The following is a 17,170-nucleotide window of genomic DNA, read 5'->3' on the forward strand; positions in this document are numbered from 1 at the left end:
GCTAACTTGAATAAATGGAAAATACAAAGGTCAACTTGATGAGGTTAACTGAAAAGTTTCCCCGATTAATTAACGGGAAGCGCCGCAGATTAGCACATAAGACGAATCTTTCCCTCAGAGGTTCCAGATGGATGCTGCAACCTGATAACCTCAAATTGGGGATTGGGTGTTGGGGATTGGGGATTGGGCATTTTTATTCTTCTTTTGCCCTTCTGCCTTTTCCCCAGTCCCCAGTTCCCAATCCTTTGACGACAACTGACATAGGAATGGGGAATTTATGCGAATTCTAATTATCGGTGGTACTCGGTTCATTGGTGTCTATTTGACTCAACTACTAGTGGAACAAGGACACGAGGTGGTGCTGTTCAATCGTGGGAATCGGCCAGCACCTTCTTTACAGGGAGTAGGACAAATTATAGGCGATCGCACGGATGCTACCCAATTAAAAGCAAAGTTATCACAAGAAAATTTTGATGTCATTTTTGACAATAACGGACGGGAACTTACTGATACTCAACCATTAGCAGAGATTTTTCAAGACCGGGTGCAACATTTTGTGTATATGAGTTCTGCGGGCGTGTATCTCAAATCTGACCAATTGCCCCATGTAGAAGGTGATCCAGTAGATCCCAAAAGTCGCCACAAGGGTAAACATGAAACAGAAGCTTACCTGACTCAATTAAGATTGCCCTTTACCTCTATTCGTCCTACTTATATTTACGGGCCTCGTAATTATAATGAATTGGAAGGCTGGTTTTTTGACAGAATTGTGCGCGATCGCCCCATTCCTATCCCTGGAAATGGCTTGCATATCACACAGCTAGGTCATGTAAAAGACTTGGCAAAGGCTTTGACTCAGGTTTTGGGCAATGAACAGGCCACAGGACAGATTTATAACATCTCTGGCGATCGCTTTGTCACTTTTGATGGTTTAGCCCGTGCTAGTGCTGTAGCTGCTGGTAAATCACCTGATGCTGTAAAAATCGTCCATTACGACCCGAAAAAGTTTGATTTCGGCAAGCGCAAAGCTTTTCCGATGCGGGTGCAGCATTTCTTTGCTTCGGTGAACAAAGCGCAAACAGAATTAAACTGGCAACCTGAATATGATTTGATTTCTGGGTTACAAGACTCTCTGGAAAATGATTATTTAGTATCTCAAAGGGATCAAGCGGACGTTGATTTTTCTCTGGATGAAGAAATCCTGCAAGCCTTATAAAACTAATTTAAGGCTTGTACTTTTGGTTGGGTTTGAGCGACGGTTGCCCTAGTGGCAATCGTCAATTTCGCGTTAATTTATCATTAATTATTATCCAAAATATGATAATGCATAATTTGGATTAATACTTTTAGAGGCTGTTTGAAAAGTCCGGGAAGGTATAATTTAGCCCTTCGGATGGGCTTAACTGCAACGATGATTTATCCGTTATTACCGTTGTTTATGTATGATTTCATTTTCGCCAAGTTTTGGCGGTAAAAAATAAATTTATCGAGAGATGTTTTCAATCAGCAGTGCTAGCTTTTTGTGGCAAAAGATAAATATCCTAAATATAATTTGATTTCTGGGTTACAAGACTCTCTGGAAAATGACTATTTAGCTAATGCAAAAGACAAAGCCGAAGTAGATTTCTCTGTAGATGAGGAGATTTTAAAAGCCTTGTGAGTAAAGATGTTTAGGGGCATATTGCTATGTGCCCCTACTGATGTGATCGCATTTTCATAACTCATCAGGGTTAACGCCTAACTCTCGCAGTTGTACTGCTAATCTGTTAGCACGTTCACTTTCTCGTTCTAGCGGCGTGGAAAGCCAATTCCCGGATGCATCATACCAACGTAGCCACAATCGCTCAATTCCTTGGTAAGAACCTTGCCAAAGTCCTAAGCCCATTTCCAAACCCGGCATCCACACCCGTGGGGTACTTAAGTCCAATTCGCTGTAGCGGTCTGCAACTAATTGGAATGCTTGGAGTTTGTCAGTGTAGCGGTCAAAAACAATGTAGTAAGGAACTCGCAAAATCCGCTCATAAACTTCCCATTTGGTCGGCGGTTGGCTAATCTCTCGCAAAGTTTGTCCTAAGTCTTCTTTTTCTGTTCCTGGTGACAGCAATTCTACCACTACAAAAGGAGCAACCCCTTCTTGCCAGATGACATAACTGAGACGCAAGTTTTGCTGTTCGTAGAGACGCGAAACTCCCACAGCAGCAAACCAGTCCGGGCGTTTGTACCACAGTGTATGCCGGAGGTCATAGTAAAGGTTTAAGTCAGTGGCAACAAATACCTCCTCTGCTGGATAGTTAGGTGGACAGAAGGTTTCGCGCAGAAGTTGGGGTTGAAAAATGTGAAATTCGTCAGGCAAACCAGAGTCCTCAGGGTATTCACTGGGAAGATCATACATGGTAGGTAGGACTTCTTTGGGGGAGAGAGGCGGGTCTGTTTGGTACATAAGGGGAATCTTGACCGACTAACTTTAAGTTAACGGATCAGGGCAAAGGTTTGGCGAAAGTCAAAAGAAAGAATCTTTTCTTTTACCTGGGAAAGACGCGATTAATTGATTTTTAGTTTTTACTTAAACAGGAATAAAGACTTTCTCTTTTTGTTTATTTTCAAGAGATATCTATTAGTAAGGTAGACTTTTATTAAGAAATTCTGTCAATTTCACTGAAATTACTTTCTATAAATGGTGTTATTAGGTGATAAAATGAACGAGTTGCAATATCCACTCCACAATGTTCTAGAAGCCCGTGCCCGCTTAGGTGAAGGGCCCTTCTGGGACTCTACCCAAAACCTACTGTACTGGGTCGATGTTTATAACCATCGGGTGCATCAGTTTCATCCTGCCACGGGGAAAAACAGCTTTTTTGATGTGGGAGATGTCATCGGTGCGATCGCAACAGCAGGTGCAGATAGATTAATTATGGCGCTGCGTGATCACCTGGCATTCCTCAACACCCACACAGGTGTAGTTACCCCTATTTTGGAAATTGAATCAAATCTGCCAAATAATCGCTTTAATGATGGCAAATGCGACTCTCAAGGCCGCTTTTGGTTTGGCTCAATGTCTTCTTTGGAAAAACCTCATGCTAGCCTCTATCGCTATGACAATGATGGTTCATTGCATGTGATGGAAACGGGATTGACTGTCTCTAATGGTCTGGGGTGGAGTCCTGACGAAAAGACGTTTTACTTGACAGATTCTCCCCACAAAAAAATATACGCTTACGACTTTAATTCAGTAACAGGAAACATTAGTAATCGCCGTATTTTTGTTGATTTAACTAATGAATCCTTTTACCCAGATGGGTTGACAATAGACAGTAAAGGAAATATTTGGTCAGCTATGTGGGATGGATGGTATGTGATTCGTTTCAACACCAAGGGTGAAGAGATATTGCGGATAAAGCTACCTGTGCAATTGCCAACCAGCTGTACTTTTGGGGGCGAGGATTTGCAAACACTTTACATTACCACTGCTTCAGTTGGACTCAGCCAAGCAGAGATTGAAAAAAGTTTCTCCTCTGGTGATTTGTTTGCTCTCCAAACTGATGTTACTGGATTACCTACTAATGGTTTTCAGGAATTATAGCGATTTTCAGGTAATTAAAGTATTGTGCTATTGTTTATTCTCTCCACAGTGCCACTTGCTGTTTTAGCTCTCTCATATCTAAATAATCGCTAGCAAAAGCTTTTCGTAAAAGTGGATGAGGAATAAATTGATCATACTTTTGAATTTCCGGTGCTTCTGAAGTAGTGAGTAAATCTTCTGGGCTAATTCTTTGCTCAGACAATGAACTAATTTCATGATAAAGATATTTAAATTTATCTTTGCCTAATTTAATTGTGAAATAATATGGATTTACTCCGCCAATACTGATAATTTCCAACGATTCTCGACAGTAGGAGTTGAGTAATCTTTCTAAAGTGCGATAAGCAACTGTACCCATCCAGGGAAAAATACAGCATTTACCTTTTTCCAATTGCAATATATTTTGTTTATCTAATCCGACCTGCTGCATTAATTGGCGAACTTTACGTAAACGTTGCAAAGCATTTTTTTGCAAATAGCTATACTCGACATTTTCAAATAAAACTTGCTGCATTCGTTGCAGAACTTTGGTATGAATAGTGCCACCACCACCACGCCAATAAATACTAGCTTTCCCCTCGGCTTGTTTAACAAAAATAGCCTTCTTTTTAAAGTCAACTTCTACGACTTCCCAAGTTCTCCCAGCTAAAGCAAATTGATTGCCAACAGCAGGCGGTGTAACGATACTACCAATTTCTGTTGCACCTTGCTTAACAATATATTCTTGCTGTTCAGCAAAGACAGCATAAAACTGAAATTTTCTCACAACCTTTTCTCCTGCCAAACCCAGGATTAATTTACCTTGTTCAGTATGCTGAATATGACCAATATCAATTAAATAGCGGAGCAATAATTGGAAATTTTCTTTGGAAATAGCAGCAAAGCTTGACAGATTAAAAATTTGTTTAGCTAGGGTATTAGGTGAAATTTCGCCCGCTGCGGTTAAAATACTCATTGTTTGGTGATAAAGCAAACTCAAAGGGTATTTAATCGGTCTGATTGGTTCAATCCATTGCTCCTCTAAATAAAGTTGAATTATAGCGATAGACTGCAAAAGTTGCCACGGGATTTGCTCTGGTAGAGAAGCTTCTGATAATGGTTTCTCTTCAGCGCAGATAAAGCGCATATCGGCAGCTTCACCTCTTCTACCACTGCGTCCTAAGCGCTGTAAAAAACTAGCTACAGACAAGGGTGATTCTAACTGAATAATTCGCTCTAAATGACCGATATCTATGCCTAATTCTAAAGTCAGGGTGGCGGCAGTAACAGCTGGATTGTTGGGTTCACGCATCGCATTTTCAGCTGCTTGCCGCAAGCTAGCAGATATACTCCCATGATGCACATGATATATATCTGGTAGTTTTTGTTCTGTAGCAATTTGTCGTAAAGACGCGATTACAGATTCGGTCTGTGTCCGATTATTAGCAAATATCAGGCATTTACGAGATTTGCTGAGGTTGAAAATATATTGTTCATAAGCTGTTGTTTCTGATTCATCTACTTCATCAGTAATATAAAAATGTTCTACAGCTAGTTTGATTTGGCGTTTTATCCCGTGAATTTGCGGTGTAATTACTGGCTTCTCTGTTCCAGAACACAACCAATTTTCAGCTGTTGAATAATCACCCAGAGTCGCCGATAAACCAATACGGCGCGGTTGTTTTTGTGTCAACTTTGCTAAACGTTGTAATTGGCAAATAATTTGACAACCGCGTTCTGAACCCATAAAGGCATGAATTTCATCAATGATCACAAATCTTAAATCACCAAATAAGTGAACTAGGTCGTTATTTTTGTTAATTAACAAACTTTCTAGAGATTCTGGTGTAATTTGGAGAATGCCTTGAGGATTTTTTAAAAGCTTACTTTTTTGACTTTGAGAAACATCACCGTGCCAGCGCCAAACTGGAATATCTGCTTCCTTGAGTAAGTCGTTGAGACGCTCAAATTGATCATTAATTAAAGCTTTAATGGGACTAATATATAATGCTCCTATTGTTGCAGCAGGATTAGCATGTAATAAAGTCAAAACTGGCAGAAAGGCTGCTTCTGTTTTACCCGCAGCAGTTGCAGCAGTAACTAGCAAATGAGCATCAGTGTCAAATATAACTTGACAAGCGGCAATTTGAACTGGCCGCAATTCAGTCCACTGGTGATGATAAATATATTCTTGGATGAAGGGTGCAAGTCGGCTAAAGGCATCGCTCATATTTTTTATGAATAATTGTTAGCGACGTGAGCGTTAAAGAATCGCTCACATAGCTGTAAGATATGATGGGCAATTAGATGAATCTCTGAAGTAAGTGGTATTTTAGAAAATTTTGCCGATTTTTACTCCTATTGACTCAAGACAGATTAACATCCATAAACCAAACTGAAGCAATAGGGACAAGTATATAATCAGGCAAAACCCATGAATAAGTATAAGGAAATATTACGTGTCGTCCTTGCTATATGCATCATTGTGGTTGGAGCGACACACTTTATTATTCCAGAACCGTATGTCAAAATTATGCCACCGCAACTTCCTTACCCTTTAGGATTAGTTTATCTCAGTGGATTTTATGAAATTTTGGGTGGTATCGGCTTATTAGTCCCGCCTGTAAGTCAAGCTGCTGCTTGGGGACTTATTGCTCTTTTTATTGCGGTTTACCCTGCCAATATCAATATGGCGGTTAATCATATTCAGTTAGAACATATACCAAATTCACCTTGGGTACACGTAGTCAGGCTTCCCTTTCAAGCAGTTTTAATTGCTTGGGCTTGGTGGTACACGAAATCTTCTAATTCGGAAAAACAAGCTTCTATCATTCCCAAGTCACTCATTCCCAAAGAACTAAAATTGAAATAAGTGCGTTTTTTATATCAGAATCATGCGCGTTGCAATTTTGTTTGGGATAACACTCTCGTTAGCAATAAGTATTGGGGGAGTTGCCATTCCGGTGACTCAAGCGGTGCAGCTTAGAGATGGCATAGTCTACTTTGTCCAACCGCCGAAACTCGTTGACGCGACAACTACTTACAAAGATGTGAATATTTGGGGCGCAACTTACTATTTCACTATCAACCTGCCGGATAATGCTGGAGAACCTCTTCAGAAGGTAACGATCGCCCAGAGGGAGGGATCAGAAAACATCCGCTACGATCTTAATGATACCTACGCGTTTGTCGGAAAAAGCGATCGCAAAGAAACGCGACTTACACTAGGCGCAGTCACCAGCGAACGCAAGACACGAACAGTTACTGTGAACTTTGATCCGCCTGTGACTCCAGGACAGACAGTCACAATCGCCCTCCGCCCTGTGAAGAATCCGAGCTTTTCTGGTGTCTATTTACTAGGTGTGACAGCGTTCCCAGTGGGTGAAAATTCCCACGGACAATTTCTCGGCTTTGGACGGTTTCAGTTTTACAGCAATAGGGGAGGGTGGTAGTTTCCATAGGGTGCATTCCGTCAAACGCTTTGTGGAATCACGACAGTTTAATCTGATTGAGAACCAATACGGCAAGTGAGCGATCGCACTCATGGGGATTATCCTCAAGATGACATCAAATTTAGCTAAATTGTAAGCGAACTTGTCGGTAGCGTTGGCGTAGCCCACCGTAGGTATCGCTTTTCAATCACAGATCACCTGATTGAGAACCAATAGACCAAATTAGGACTAAATTTAATAGGGTGTGCCATCCTTACGAATAAGTTTTCTAGACTTACCATCAGGGCTAGCTGTTGTCATCAAATTTTCATCAGGGTAAGTAACTTTGTCATTGGGAGTACGATCTCCTACCTCTAAATAAATAGCAACCACCGATGAGCGATTTACGAAATGATGTCCATTTGCCTCACCTGCGGGAAATCCTGCTGCCATTCCCGGTGTGAGAATTTCTGCACCTCTATCTGTGACTAATGTCAGTTCACCCTCCAAAACATAGATAAACTCATCTTGATGAGAATGCCAGTGTCTTATAGAAGAATAGCTTCCAGGCTCTAACTTTACTAGATTTACTCCAAAGTTCTGCAATCCTGCAAAGTTACCTAACTGTTGCCGTATTCTTCCTGCAACCATTGGCTTGAACTCATCAGGGTAATTTGTGCGTATTTCACTAGGTACTTCTTGGGGATTAATAATCATTGAATTACCAATTGAGAAACAGATTTATTGTGAATTATTGCACTTAATAATTGCTTTTTGATGCCATTTTTTAAGATTAGATGTAGAGTTCCCCGAACTAACTACAAGGTTCACGGAAGTAGCTTCAGGGTTCCCGGAACTAACTACAAGGTTCCCGGAATTAACTACAGGGTTTGTCTTTGTCTGCTGCGATCGCTTAATTATAAAAACTCATTGCGAACGAAGCAATCTCTGAAAAGAGCGATCGCTCTTTGATGCCATTTTCTCAAATTAGATGCAGAGTTCGCAAAAGCTACTTTAGGGTTCCTCAAAACGACTTCAAGGTTCCTCAAAACGACTTCAAGGTTCCTCAAAACGATTTTAAGGTTCCTCAAACTAACTTTAAGGTTCCTGAAACTAACTTTAAGGTTCCTCAAACCGACTTCAAGGTTCCTCAAACTAACTTTAAGGTTCCTGAAACTAACTTTAAGGTTCCTCAAACCGACTTCAAGGTTCCTCAAACTAACTTTAAGGTTCCTCAAACTAACTTTAAGGTTCATTTTTGTTTGCTGCGATCGCTTAATTATAAAAACTCATTGCCAGCAAAGTAATCTCTAAGTCTTGTGAGCTTTACTCGCTCTGACAAATAAATCTTTTTGTTTTGCCCATAGACGCAAAGAAGACCGCAAAACAACTACATTTTAGTCGAATAATAATGTAGAAAAAGTTTGCAAAAAGTTGCATTGCAGGATTGGTTAGAAGTAAAAACGCAACCCCAAAGTATTCACTTAGCTGGTTCTAGTGGTAAACCGAGCTTGGCACGAAAATCCTCGTTATATTTTGCCTTCTTCCAACTATTAGCAGATTTAACTTGCTCAGGAGTAAGGTTTTTGGCGTACCTGAGGTCGGCACCACTGAGGTCGGCATCGCTGAGGTTGGCACTGCTGAGGTTGGCACTGCTGAGGTCGGCACCGCTGAGGTTGGCACTGCTGAGGTTGGCACTGCTGAGGTTGGCACTGCTGAGGTTGGCACTGCTGAGGTCGGCACCGCTGAGGTAGGCAGCGCTGAGGTTGGCACCGCTGAGGTCGGCACGGCTGAGGTCGGCACTGCGGAGGTAGGCATCACTGAGGTAGGCAGCGCTGAGGTTGGCACCGCTGAGGTCGGCACGGCTGAGGTCGGCACGGCTGAGTTCGGCACGGCTGAGGTTGGCACTGCTGAGGTTGGCACTGCTGAGGTTGGCACCGCTGAGGTAGGCACCCCTGAGGTCGGCACTGCTGAGGTCAGCACTGTTGAGGTTGGCAACCCTGAGGTCGGCATCCCTGAGGTCGGCATCCCTGAGGTTGGCACTGCTGAGGTTGGCACCGATGAGGATGGCATGGCTGAAATCATTCTTAGCTAGACTCTCACCAGCTTGCATCAGTTTTTCAAGTGCTTCAATTCTTGCCGGACTAAACTCCTTTCCTCTAGCAGCATCAACAGTTTGCCAAAGTTGGTTTATCCTAATCGATTTCTCAATAACTATGCCAACTACTGATAAAACCAGCGGGATAATTAAGAAAAAAGCAATTGACCAAAAGCGATTATCCCGTCTTTGTGTGACACTTGCTTGAATAAACTCAATAGCTAAGTCAGATAATCTTAAGTTCTCAGTTTGTTGCTTCTGAAAATCTTCTACTTCTCTTAACCGCTTCCCCTGAAAGAGATAATCCTTTACCCTTCGCCTATCTCGCCATTCAACAGCCGCCGCTTCAATTTTCCGCTTTTGTCGCAGTATGTCTCGACTTTCCTCAATCCACTCGCGTAATAGTAACCAATGGCGAATTAGTGCTTCATGTGCCACATCTACCACAGCAATTTGATTAGATAAGGTACTGGTGACAACTAGCTTCTCATCAGCTAACCGTTGAATTATTCTATTGATCGTAGCTTCTGGATACTCTGAAGTAACTAAATCTCGTTGCACAACCTGTCTACGCGTATCATCTGTTCCTTCTCCCAACTGCGTCAATTCTAAAAAAATCCGCTTTGTTGCTTGCTGTTCCTCAAGTGATAATGACTCATAAACTTCTGTAGCGCGTGTTTGCAGGGTTCCCCTGACTCCACCTAGTTTGCTATACATAGTTAGGGTTAACCGTTCTTCAGTTCTTTGCTGCCATAGTTCTGTCAGCGTGTACTGCAACAACGGTAAACTCCCTGGTGAATTTTCTACATCTGCAATCATCTGAGAAACTAATTCCGGTTCTACTGCTAAGTTCATATATTCAGCAGGTTTGATAATTGCTGTTTCTAATTCTTCCCGATTCATCGGTGTTACTGTTACTAAATGCTCTTGAATTTTCTTAGCTAGTCCGCCATACTCTTGTTCCAGACATTTGCCCAAGAAATCAGCCCGCATTGTGATTATTAGGCAGAGTTTATTATCATCACGCTGCAAAGCACTTAACACACATTCAAAAAACTGCTGTCGTTTTGTAATGTCTTGACATTGAGTAAAAGCTTCCTCAAACTGGTCTATCACTAGCACTACGCGCTGAGTTTGTGCAGCAGTAATCAACTGTCCTAAACCAACTGCGCCTTTAGCAATTAATTCTTCTGCTTTTGCTAACTGTGATGCGCGTTCAATATCTGATAATTCTGATTCTACAAATGCTAGGGCTAAATTTTGTAAGGGGTTAATCCCTGGTCGAAATATTTTCAACTGCCAAGTATCGCTACCTGATAACCTGCGTCCTAACTTTAATTGATAAAGTAAACCCGCTCTGACAACACTAGATTTGCCACTTCCTGATGCTCCCAACACAGCGAGGAAATTACCCGATCGCACTTTTTCTAATAACTCGTCGGTTAACACTGTTCTGCCATAAAATAAATTGGCATCTGCTTCTGTGCAATCAAAATATGACAACCCTTTGTAAGGACAAATAGCTGATACCTGTACCGTAGAGTTAACAGGAGAAGAATTCCATTTGCGGGTGAAATTAATTGCTTCACCAGAGTTAGCAAAAATGGGACGCTGGGGGAAGGGGTGATGTTCTTGATTAAGCAAGTCTACTAAGGTGTAGTTACTCACCCAACAGTATTGTTTTGGTTCCAAACCTTTGAGTAGTGCGGCAGTTAGGACGCTGTGTTGGCTGTTAATCTCTTCAAAAGCTACTTCAAAATCACGAGAAGCAGCAATAAAACACCTGTCTCTTCCTTTACCCCGATCGCCTGGATCTGCCTCTGCAAAATTTAGCACTTCCCCGCTATAGCAGCAATCCAAAATCACAATTTGTTGTCTTACTTCACTTTCTTGCAGCAGTCGTCGCAGCCATTGTAGAGATAATCCCCAATTACCTGTATCAGGGTTGACTTCACTCGTTGCTAAAAAACCTTCCTGAATTCCGAGATTTTTCCGCAATCCATGACCAGAAAAATACAGTAGCGCTGTGTCTGGCGGCTTCCCATCTGGCTTAAATAATTGGACGATCGCTTTTTCTAACTGAGTTAAAGCAACTTTAGTTTGCTTACCAATGCGAATCGTCTCATTTTCCTTATCTTTGACTGCTGGGAGCCGCGTTACCTGAAATTCACCATATTGTTGTAAGATTTGAGCGATCGCTTCAGCATCCGCAGCTGGTGCGTTGAGACATTTTAAGCGGTCATACGTATTAATTCCCACCACCAAAGCGTCTCGACTCATCCTGGAAAGCCCTATGATAGTTGTGCCGAATTATTTCCAGCTTTTACAAGAAATTTACCGCATTTTCCGTAAAAATTTGTAGGTTACTACAGCTGTGCTACCTTACACGCAATTCTTTTATCCAAGATTTACCCATGACTCAACTCACACCTATCCAGTTAGAAGATGGCACGATTATTTACATTGAAGCCACAGATAATGTAGATGCACCACCAGTTAGCATCGAAGTTTCCCCACAGGGAGAGGAAGAAGCCCTAATTGATAAGGGATGGGATGCTGATGTTGCACAAAAACAGATAGTGCAAAATTTCCAAGCAATTGAAGGTACAATCCGGGCTTACACTGTTTATACACTCAATGCTTTTAAGAAAATTCCTATTGCTAATATTAATAAAGTCACTCTTGAATTTGGGATCAAAGTTGGTGGTGAAGCAGGTATACCTTACGTAACTAAAGGCACGGCTGAGAGCAATCTTAAGGTAACGGTAGAGTGTTCATTTCCTGACCAACTGGAAAAGAAAACTCAGCAATCATGAGTCAGAATATTAGTGCTGTCAAAATTTATATTATTATTCCGGTACTCAATGAAGCGGGGAATATCAAAGAAGCGATACCTACGGTGGGCTACGCCAACGCAACTACTCAACCCAGTAAAGATATAGAAGTAATCATAGTAGATGCTGGCTTAGAGGATGGCACAGTAGAAATTGCTCAGTCTTTAAGTGTCAAAATTATCTCATCGTCTCCCGGTCGGGCTGTGCAAATGAACGAGGAAGTAAGTGGCAATTAAAAATTCAGGCGTTGCTGAATTCAGGGATGAAAATGATTTTGCGTGATTTCAAAAACCTTCTAGAAACACGAAATTACACTTCGTGCCGCTTTTAACGCGTCTCTACACCAATATCTAATCAGCTAAAGATAAATTATCCATTGCTGAAACCTTTATACAGGAAAACTTCAATAGAATCTGTCAATTCCAGACGGACAAAACAGTTGAAAGGCTGTATTCGTTGTTAAACAACCATTAACAATAAAAGATTGAGCCGCCTAAATTTATCGGAATTCTTAATTTTGAATACCGCAAAGGCGTTGACTTGAGCATTTTTAATTCTCAAATGAGGTTCCACCAATGTCCAATTCAGATTTAGAGAGAGTCACAGTTCGCCCAATGGATGAGTATAACCAAAAGTTGGTGTCTCACGTCCATCCCCCAAATTGGGTTAATCCTCAACCGGCAGATGTTTACGACTTGGTAGTAATTGGTGCTGGTACGGCGGGATTAGTGGTGGCGGCAGGCGCAGCAGGTCTGGATTTGGGTTTAAAAGTGGCGTTAATTGAAAAGCATCTCATGGGTGGGGATTGCTTAAATGTTGGTTGCGTACCATCTAAAACTATTATTCGCTCTGCTCGCGTCGTTGGCGAAATCAGGGATGCTAAAGACTTGGGAGTTAATATTCCCCAACATAATATTGATGTTGATTTTCCCAAAGTCATGGCAAGGATGCGGCGGATAAGGGCTAGTATCAGCCATAACGACTCGGCGGAGCGCTTCTCATTCTTGGGTGTTGATGTCTTTTTGGGTAGCGGTCGATTTGCGAGTAAAAATTCCGTGGAAGTTGGCGACAAAACCCTCCGGTTTAAAAAAGCTGTAATTGCTACTGGCACTAGGGCTGCACAACTGTCGATTCCGGGAATTGAAAAGGCGGGTTATCTAACTAATGAGACGGTTTTTTCCCTGATTCAACGACCGGAACGTTTGGCGGTGATTGGTGGCGGCCCCATTGGTTGCGAATTGGCGCAAGCTTTCCGACGCTTGGGTTCTGAGGTGGTACTTTTCCATAGCGGTTCTCATCTTCTGAATAAAGAAGACGCTGAGGCCGCTGAAATTCTCCAAAAGGTTTTGATTAGCGAAGGAATTCGCGTGGTACTAAATTCCAAGTTGGAAGAAGTGGTAACAGTTACTCAGGGGAAACGGCTTTACTTTTCCTCCAATGGTCATCGAGATTCGGTAACAGTAGATGAAATTTTAGTCGGTGCGGGGCGATCGCCAAATGTGGAAGGTCTGAATTTAGAAGCAGTGGGGGTAAAATATGATCAGCGCCAAGGTGTGAAAGTAAACGATTATCTCCAGACGACCAATCCCAAAATTTATGCAGCTGGTGATATCTGTATGAACTGGAAGTTTACCCATGCTGCTGATGCAGCGGCGCGGATTGTGATTAAAAATATCCTGTTTTCTCCCTTTGGCTTGGGACGCTCCAAACTTAGTAGTTTGGTGATGCCTTGGGTAACTTATACTGACCCAGAAATTGCCCACGTAGGATTGTGCGAACACGAGGCGCAGAAGTTGGGGATTGAGGTGACGACAATTAAGATCCCTTTTAGTAGTGTAGACCGAGCGATCGCAGATGGTGAAGAGTCAGGATTTCTCAAAATCCACCATAAAAAAAGGTCTGATGAAATTATCGGTGCAACTATTGTCGCCAGTCACGCGAGTGAGATGATATCAGTTGTAACTACGGCAATTGTGAATAAGATCGGTTTGAGTAAGTTAAGCAGTGTAATTCATCCTTATCCCACTCAAGCCGAAGCTATTAAAAAAGCAGCTGATGCTTATTGTCTTACCCTCTTGACATCAAATACTAAAAAATTGTTGGGATTTTTGACAAAGTTATCTTGACCAAAATTAGTGAACAGTTATCTGACTGTTCACTGTTATGTGATCTTTAAACAGGTCGGAAGCGATCAATGTTGCCGTTGGCGATGTCTGCGTAATACAGATTGCCATCCTGTCCAGTAGTGATTTGTACAGCCACTCCTTGTTTTTCTGTCAGGGTAGCAAACCGCTTAACTGAGACAAATTTGCCCTGACTATCGAATGTCAAAGCATCGATAGTTCCTTGACTGAAATCACCAACGAATAAGGCACCTTGATAGATTGAGGGGAAAGTATTGCCTGTGTAAAAATCACCCAAAACAATCGAATTGGAACTAAAATGCTTGTAGGTGTAAACTGGTGCTGTAACAGTTTTGCCACTACTATAGAAGGCTTTCGCTGCATCTAGGTTAGCATAGTTTGGTTGTTTCAGGCTGACGATATTGCCATTCGCATCAAGGCCACCTTCATAGAACGGCCAGCCAAAGTCAGCTCCTGGTTTTCCGACATTGACCTCTTCGTAAAGATAGTAGCCAACATCACCAATAACAGGGGTATTAGTCTTCTTATCAATTGTGAAACGGAAGGGGTTACGCAAACCTAAGTCATAAACCTTGGAACGATTGCTATTGGGATCTCCGTTGTAAAAAGGATTACTTGATAAGCCTTTACCAGTAATCGCATCAATGTGCAGGATCTTGCCGGACAGACTATTGACATCCTGGACACGAATTGCTCGGGGGTCTATGCCATTGTAGGAAGTGCCATCTCCTATACTCACAAACAGAGAACCATCAGTACCAAAGCGCACAGAACCAATTGAGTGAGATTCACTATCGTTGGCTATAAAATTCTGGACATCTTCGACTTTATCGAGATTATTCAGATAATCCTGCAAGCTGGTAAACCGCTTACCAGTATCTTTGTTGATAATTCCTGATGGTGCGTAGCCAAGTGAGACATTTGTACTATTTCCATCTGGGTGGCTGATATTATCCCAAGTGGCATTAGTACCCAGCAGCACAACTTGGCTGCCAGCAATGGCAGTAGTGTAATTAGTCTTGGGGTCAGCTGTCACCCGAATTAGCTGTGCAGTCCGATTCCCATTCTCATCAGGATTGTCCAATGTGCTATTGGGATTGTTCTTAGAATTCTTTGGATTGGTTTCTGGTGGATCGTAGGTATACAACAGGTAAACATAGTTGTTGCCATTTGGATTTTTGCCAAAATCTGGATGTACGGCAATGCCTAACAAACCCCGATCGCGCGTATCATTAACTTGTCCAGAAATATCAATAAATGGTGTTGATAATAAGGTGCCGTTGTTCAAGACTCGCACTACCCCATCTTTCTGGGCAATGAACATGCGCTTACCGTCAGATGTCCAGTCAAAAGCTGTAGGTTGAGTCAAACCAGAAGCTACCGTATCTACTGCAAAGTTACCAGAGTCATTATCGATAATAGTGACAGTTGTCTGTTGAGTATTTAGTTGCACTCCAACTGCCTTACTGAACTTCAAAGTAAACGTTTCATTTTGCTCCCCAACGGTGTCATTAATAATGGGGATAAGAATATTCTTACTGGCTTGTCCTGCTGCAAAGGCTAAGGTTCCAGATACAGCCTTGTAGTCAGATCCAGCTTTAGCAGTCCCATTCACAGTTATGTAGTCCAGACTAGCAGCCCCCAAGGCATTACCCCGTGTAACTGTCACCGTAGCAGTACCCGCACCCTCATTAACTACTGGCTGAGTGAAATCGAGGCTAGAGCGATCGTTATCTTGAATCGTAATTCCGATAGTTCTTTGGAGTCCTAGTGTTGCCCCCCCTGGCTGATCAATCACAAAATTAAAAGTTTCATCTGGTTCTGCTAATGAATCGTCATTGATCGGAATGGATATCTGTCTGCTGCTTTGTCCCGCCGCAAAAATAAGTGTTCCAGCGCTTTCGGTGCCTTCACTTCCGTAGTCAATTCCTGCTTTGGCAGTACCAGCTATGGTTGCATACTTGATTGAAGAAGTGCTGCTTAAATCACCAGTTCTCAGCAAATTTATGGTAACACTACCACTGCCTTCGTTCACAGTCGTAGAAGATGATCCTAAGGTGATAGTGGACTGAAGGACTGGTGAATACAGTTGGGACTGAGGAATGATTTCCTTGGTCTGAGAGGAACTTGACCAAGCCAGTTTGGAAACGGCATAGCTGGTATTTTCGTAGTACTCAAGTTTAATATCATACTTCTGACCTGCAACCAGTGCGATTGAGCCACTTGATTCTGTGGCAGATTGATTGACAAACTGATTGATGATTTGCTGACCATTGACCCACAGTCGCACACCATCATCAGCAGTGGTGTAGAACTTGTAAGTTTCGCTGTACTTGGCTTGCACCTGACCTGTCCAACGCGCTGAGAAGGTATCAGCACCTATGGATGGATTTGGAGAACCTTGGCCCCAGTTAAAGTTCACCGTCGGATCTGTGCGAGTTACCTTCAGGTTGGTGAAGTCTTTGTTGTCGTAGTAATCAGCTTGGAGTCCGTTGCCATTAGTAGGTGTGTTGACATTACTATACAGTTGGGACTGGGGAATGATTTCCTTGGTCTGAGAGGAACTTGACCAAGCCAGTTTAGAAACGGCATAGCTGGTATTTTCGTAGTACTCAAGTTTAATATCATACTTCTGACCTGCAACCAGTGCGATTGAGCCACTTGATTCTGTGGCAGATTGATTGACAAACTGATTGATGATTTGCTGACCATTGACCCACAGTCGCACACCATCATCAGCAGTGGTGTAGAACTTGTAAGTTTCGCTGTACTTGGCTTGCACCTGACCTGTCCAACGCGCTGAGAAGGTATCAGCACCTATGGATGGATTTGGAGAACCTTGGCCCCAGTTAAAGTTCACCGTCGGATCTGTGCGAGTTACCTTCAGGTTAGTGAAGTCTTTGTTGTCGTAGTACTCGGCTTTGAGTCCATCTCCTTGAGAGAGTACGCTGCTGCTAGACTTAGCAGAAATACTGCTGAGTTGTGCCTGATCTAGACCAGATGGTGGAGCAGCAATTGTTGGACTTGCAGCTGTTGACAACTGTTTATTCTGTGAATTCATTGAGATATATGCCTCACAATAGAGCTAAAACTAATGCCAGTCA

General features: G+C 42.4%; 13 protein-coding genes and 2 pseudogenes. 10 read left to right on the forward strand and 5 right to left on the reverse strand.

What is annotated here, in order from left to right; translation table 11 throughout:
- The first annotated feature begins 14 nt into the window (after window positions 1-14).
- The 3 genes and pseudogenes from V7K49_RS34240 to V7K49_RS34250 form a co-directional block, all read left to right on the forward strand.
- A complete protein-coding gene (locus V7K49_RS34240) occupies window positions 15-290 on the forward strand; it encodes a hypothetical protein (RefSeq protein WP_335209667.1) in 276 nt (91 codons plus the stop codon).
- Window positions 278-1,216 carry an NAD-dependent epimerase/dehydratase family protein gene (locus V7K49_RS34245; protein WP_335209669.1) on the forward strand — a complete coding sequence of 313 codons (939 nt, stop codon included), beginning with the start codon at window positions 278-280 and terminating at the stop codon, window positions 1,214-1,216. Before V7K49_RS34240 ends, V7K49_RS34245 begins: the two co-directional genes overlap by 13 nt.
- Window positions 1,217-1,540: 324 nt before the next feature.
- Window positions 1,541-1,660 (forward strand): annotated as a pseudogene (locus V7K49_RS34250) (NAD-dependent epimerase/dehydratase family protein); the annotation flags it as partial.
- Window positions 1,661-1,714: 54 nt separating this feature from the next.
- Here V7K49_RS34250 and V7K49_RS34255 read toward each other — a convergent pair.
- Window positions 1,715-2,440 carry a Uma2 family endonuclease gene (locus V7K49_RS34255; RefSeq protein ID WP_334864264.1) on the reverse strand — a complete coding sequence of 242 codons (726 nt, stop codon included), beginning with the start codon at window positions 2,438-2,440 and terminating at the stop codon, window positions 1,715-1,717.
- 255 nt (window positions 2,441-2,695) lie between these two features.
- On the opposite strand from V7K49_RS34255, the gene V7K49_RS34260 reads away from it, so the two are divergent.
- Window positions 2,696-3,580 carry an SMP-30/gluconolactonase/LRE family protein gene (locus V7K49_RS34260; protein WP_335209671.1) on the forward strand — a complete coding sequence of 295 codons (885 nt, stop codon included), beginning with the start codon at window positions 2,696-2,698 and terminating at the stop codon, window positions 3,578-3,580.
- Between the two features lie 34 nt (window positions 3,581-3,614).
- Here V7K49_RS34260 and V7K49_RS34265 read toward each other — a convergent pair whose 3' ends face one another.
- Window positions 3,615-5,789 (reverse strand): DEAD/DEAH box helicase, encoded by a 2,175-nt coding sequence (locus tag V7K49_RS34265; RefSeq protein ID WP_335209673.1) that lies wholly within the window; start codon window positions 5,787-5,789, stop codon window positions 3,615-3,617.
- A 204-nt stretch (window positions 5,790-5,993) separates the two neighbouring features.
- On the opposite strand from V7K49_RS34265, the gene V7K49_RS34270 reads away from it, so the two are divergent.
- Together V7K49_RS34270 and V7K49_RS34275 are read left to right on the forward strand one after the other, a co-directional pair.
- On the forward strand, window positions 5,994-6,431 hold the full coding sequence (locus V7K49_RS34270; RefSeq protein WP_335209675.1) for a DoxX family protein: 438 nt from the start codon (window positions 5,994-5,996) through the stop codon (window positions 6,429-6,431).
- Window positions 6,432-6,453: 22 nt separating this feature from the next.
- Entirely contained in the window at window positions 6,454-7,011 is a 558-nt protein-coding gene (locus V7K49_RS34275; protein WP_335209677.1) for a DUF2808 domain-containing protein, read from the forward strand.
- 234 nt (window positions 7,012-7,245) lie between these two features.
- Here V7K49_RS34275 and V7K49_RS34280 read toward each other — a convergent pair whose 3' ends face one another.
- Complete coding sequence (locus V7K49_RS34280; RefSeq protein WP_335209679.1) at window positions 7,246-7,707, reverse strand: cupin domain-containing protein; 462 nt, start codon at window positions 7,705-7,707, stop codon at window positions 7,246-7,248.
- A gap of 251 nt (window positions 7,708-7,958) precedes the next feature.
- Between V7K49_RS34280 and V7K49_RS34285 the strand changes: the two genes are divergently transcribed.
- Entirely contained in the window at window positions 7,959-8,297 is a 339-nt protein-coding gene (locus V7K49_RS34285; RefSeq protein WP_335209681.1) for a hypothetical protein, read from the forward strand.
- 173 nt (window positions 8,298-8,470) lie between these two features.
- On the opposite strand, the gene V7K49_RS34290 is transcribed toward V7K49_RS34285, so the two are convergent.
- On the reverse strand, window positions 8,471-11,368 hold the full coding sequence (locus V7K49_RS34290) for an nSTAND1 domain-containing NTPase (RefSeq protein WP_335209683.1): 2,898 nt from the start codon (window positions 11,366-11,368) through the stop codon (window positions 8,471-8,473).
- A gap of 134 nt (window positions 11,369-11,502) precedes the next feature.
- On the opposite strand from V7K49_RS34290, the gene V7K49_RS34295 reads away from it, so the two are divergent.
- From V7K49_RS34295 to V7K49_RS34305, 3 genes and pseudogenes are all read left to right on the forward strand, one after another.
- Window positions 11,503-11,904, forward strand: coding sequence for a CU044_2847 family protein (locus tag V7K49_RS34295; RefSeq protein ID WP_335209684.1), 402 nt, complete (start codon window positions 11,503-11,505; stop codon window positions 11,902-11,904).
- Window positions 11,901-12,137, forward strand: a pseudogene (locus tag V7K49_RS34300) (glycosyltransferase); the annotation flags it as partial. The gene V7K49_RS34295 and the pseudogene V7K49_RS34300, both read left to right, overlap by 4 nt.
- A gap of 360 nt (window positions 12,138-12,497) precedes the next feature.
- On the forward strand, window positions 12,498-14,048 hold the full coding sequence (locus V7K49_RS34305; protein WP_335209686.1) for a mercuric reductase: 1,551 nt from the start codon (window positions 12,498-12,500) through the stop codon (window positions 14,046-14,048).
- Window positions 14,049-14,094: 46 nt separating this feature from the next.
- Here the strand turns inward: V7K49_RS34305 and V7K49_RS34310 are convergent, their stop codons facing one another.
- Window positions 14,095-17,127: a PA14 domain-containing protein gene (locus tag V7K49_RS34310; protein WP_335209688.1), complete on the reverse strand. Its 3,033-nt coding sequence runs from the start codon at window positions 17,125-17,127 to the stop codon at window positions 14,095-14,097.
- Window positions 17,128-17,170: the final 43 nt, after the last annotated feature.

Origin of the sequence: Nostoc sp., from assembly GCF_036919675.1 — a bacterium.
GTDB lineage: Bacteria > Cyanobacteriota > Cyanobacteriia > Cyanobacteriales > Nostocaceae > Nostoc.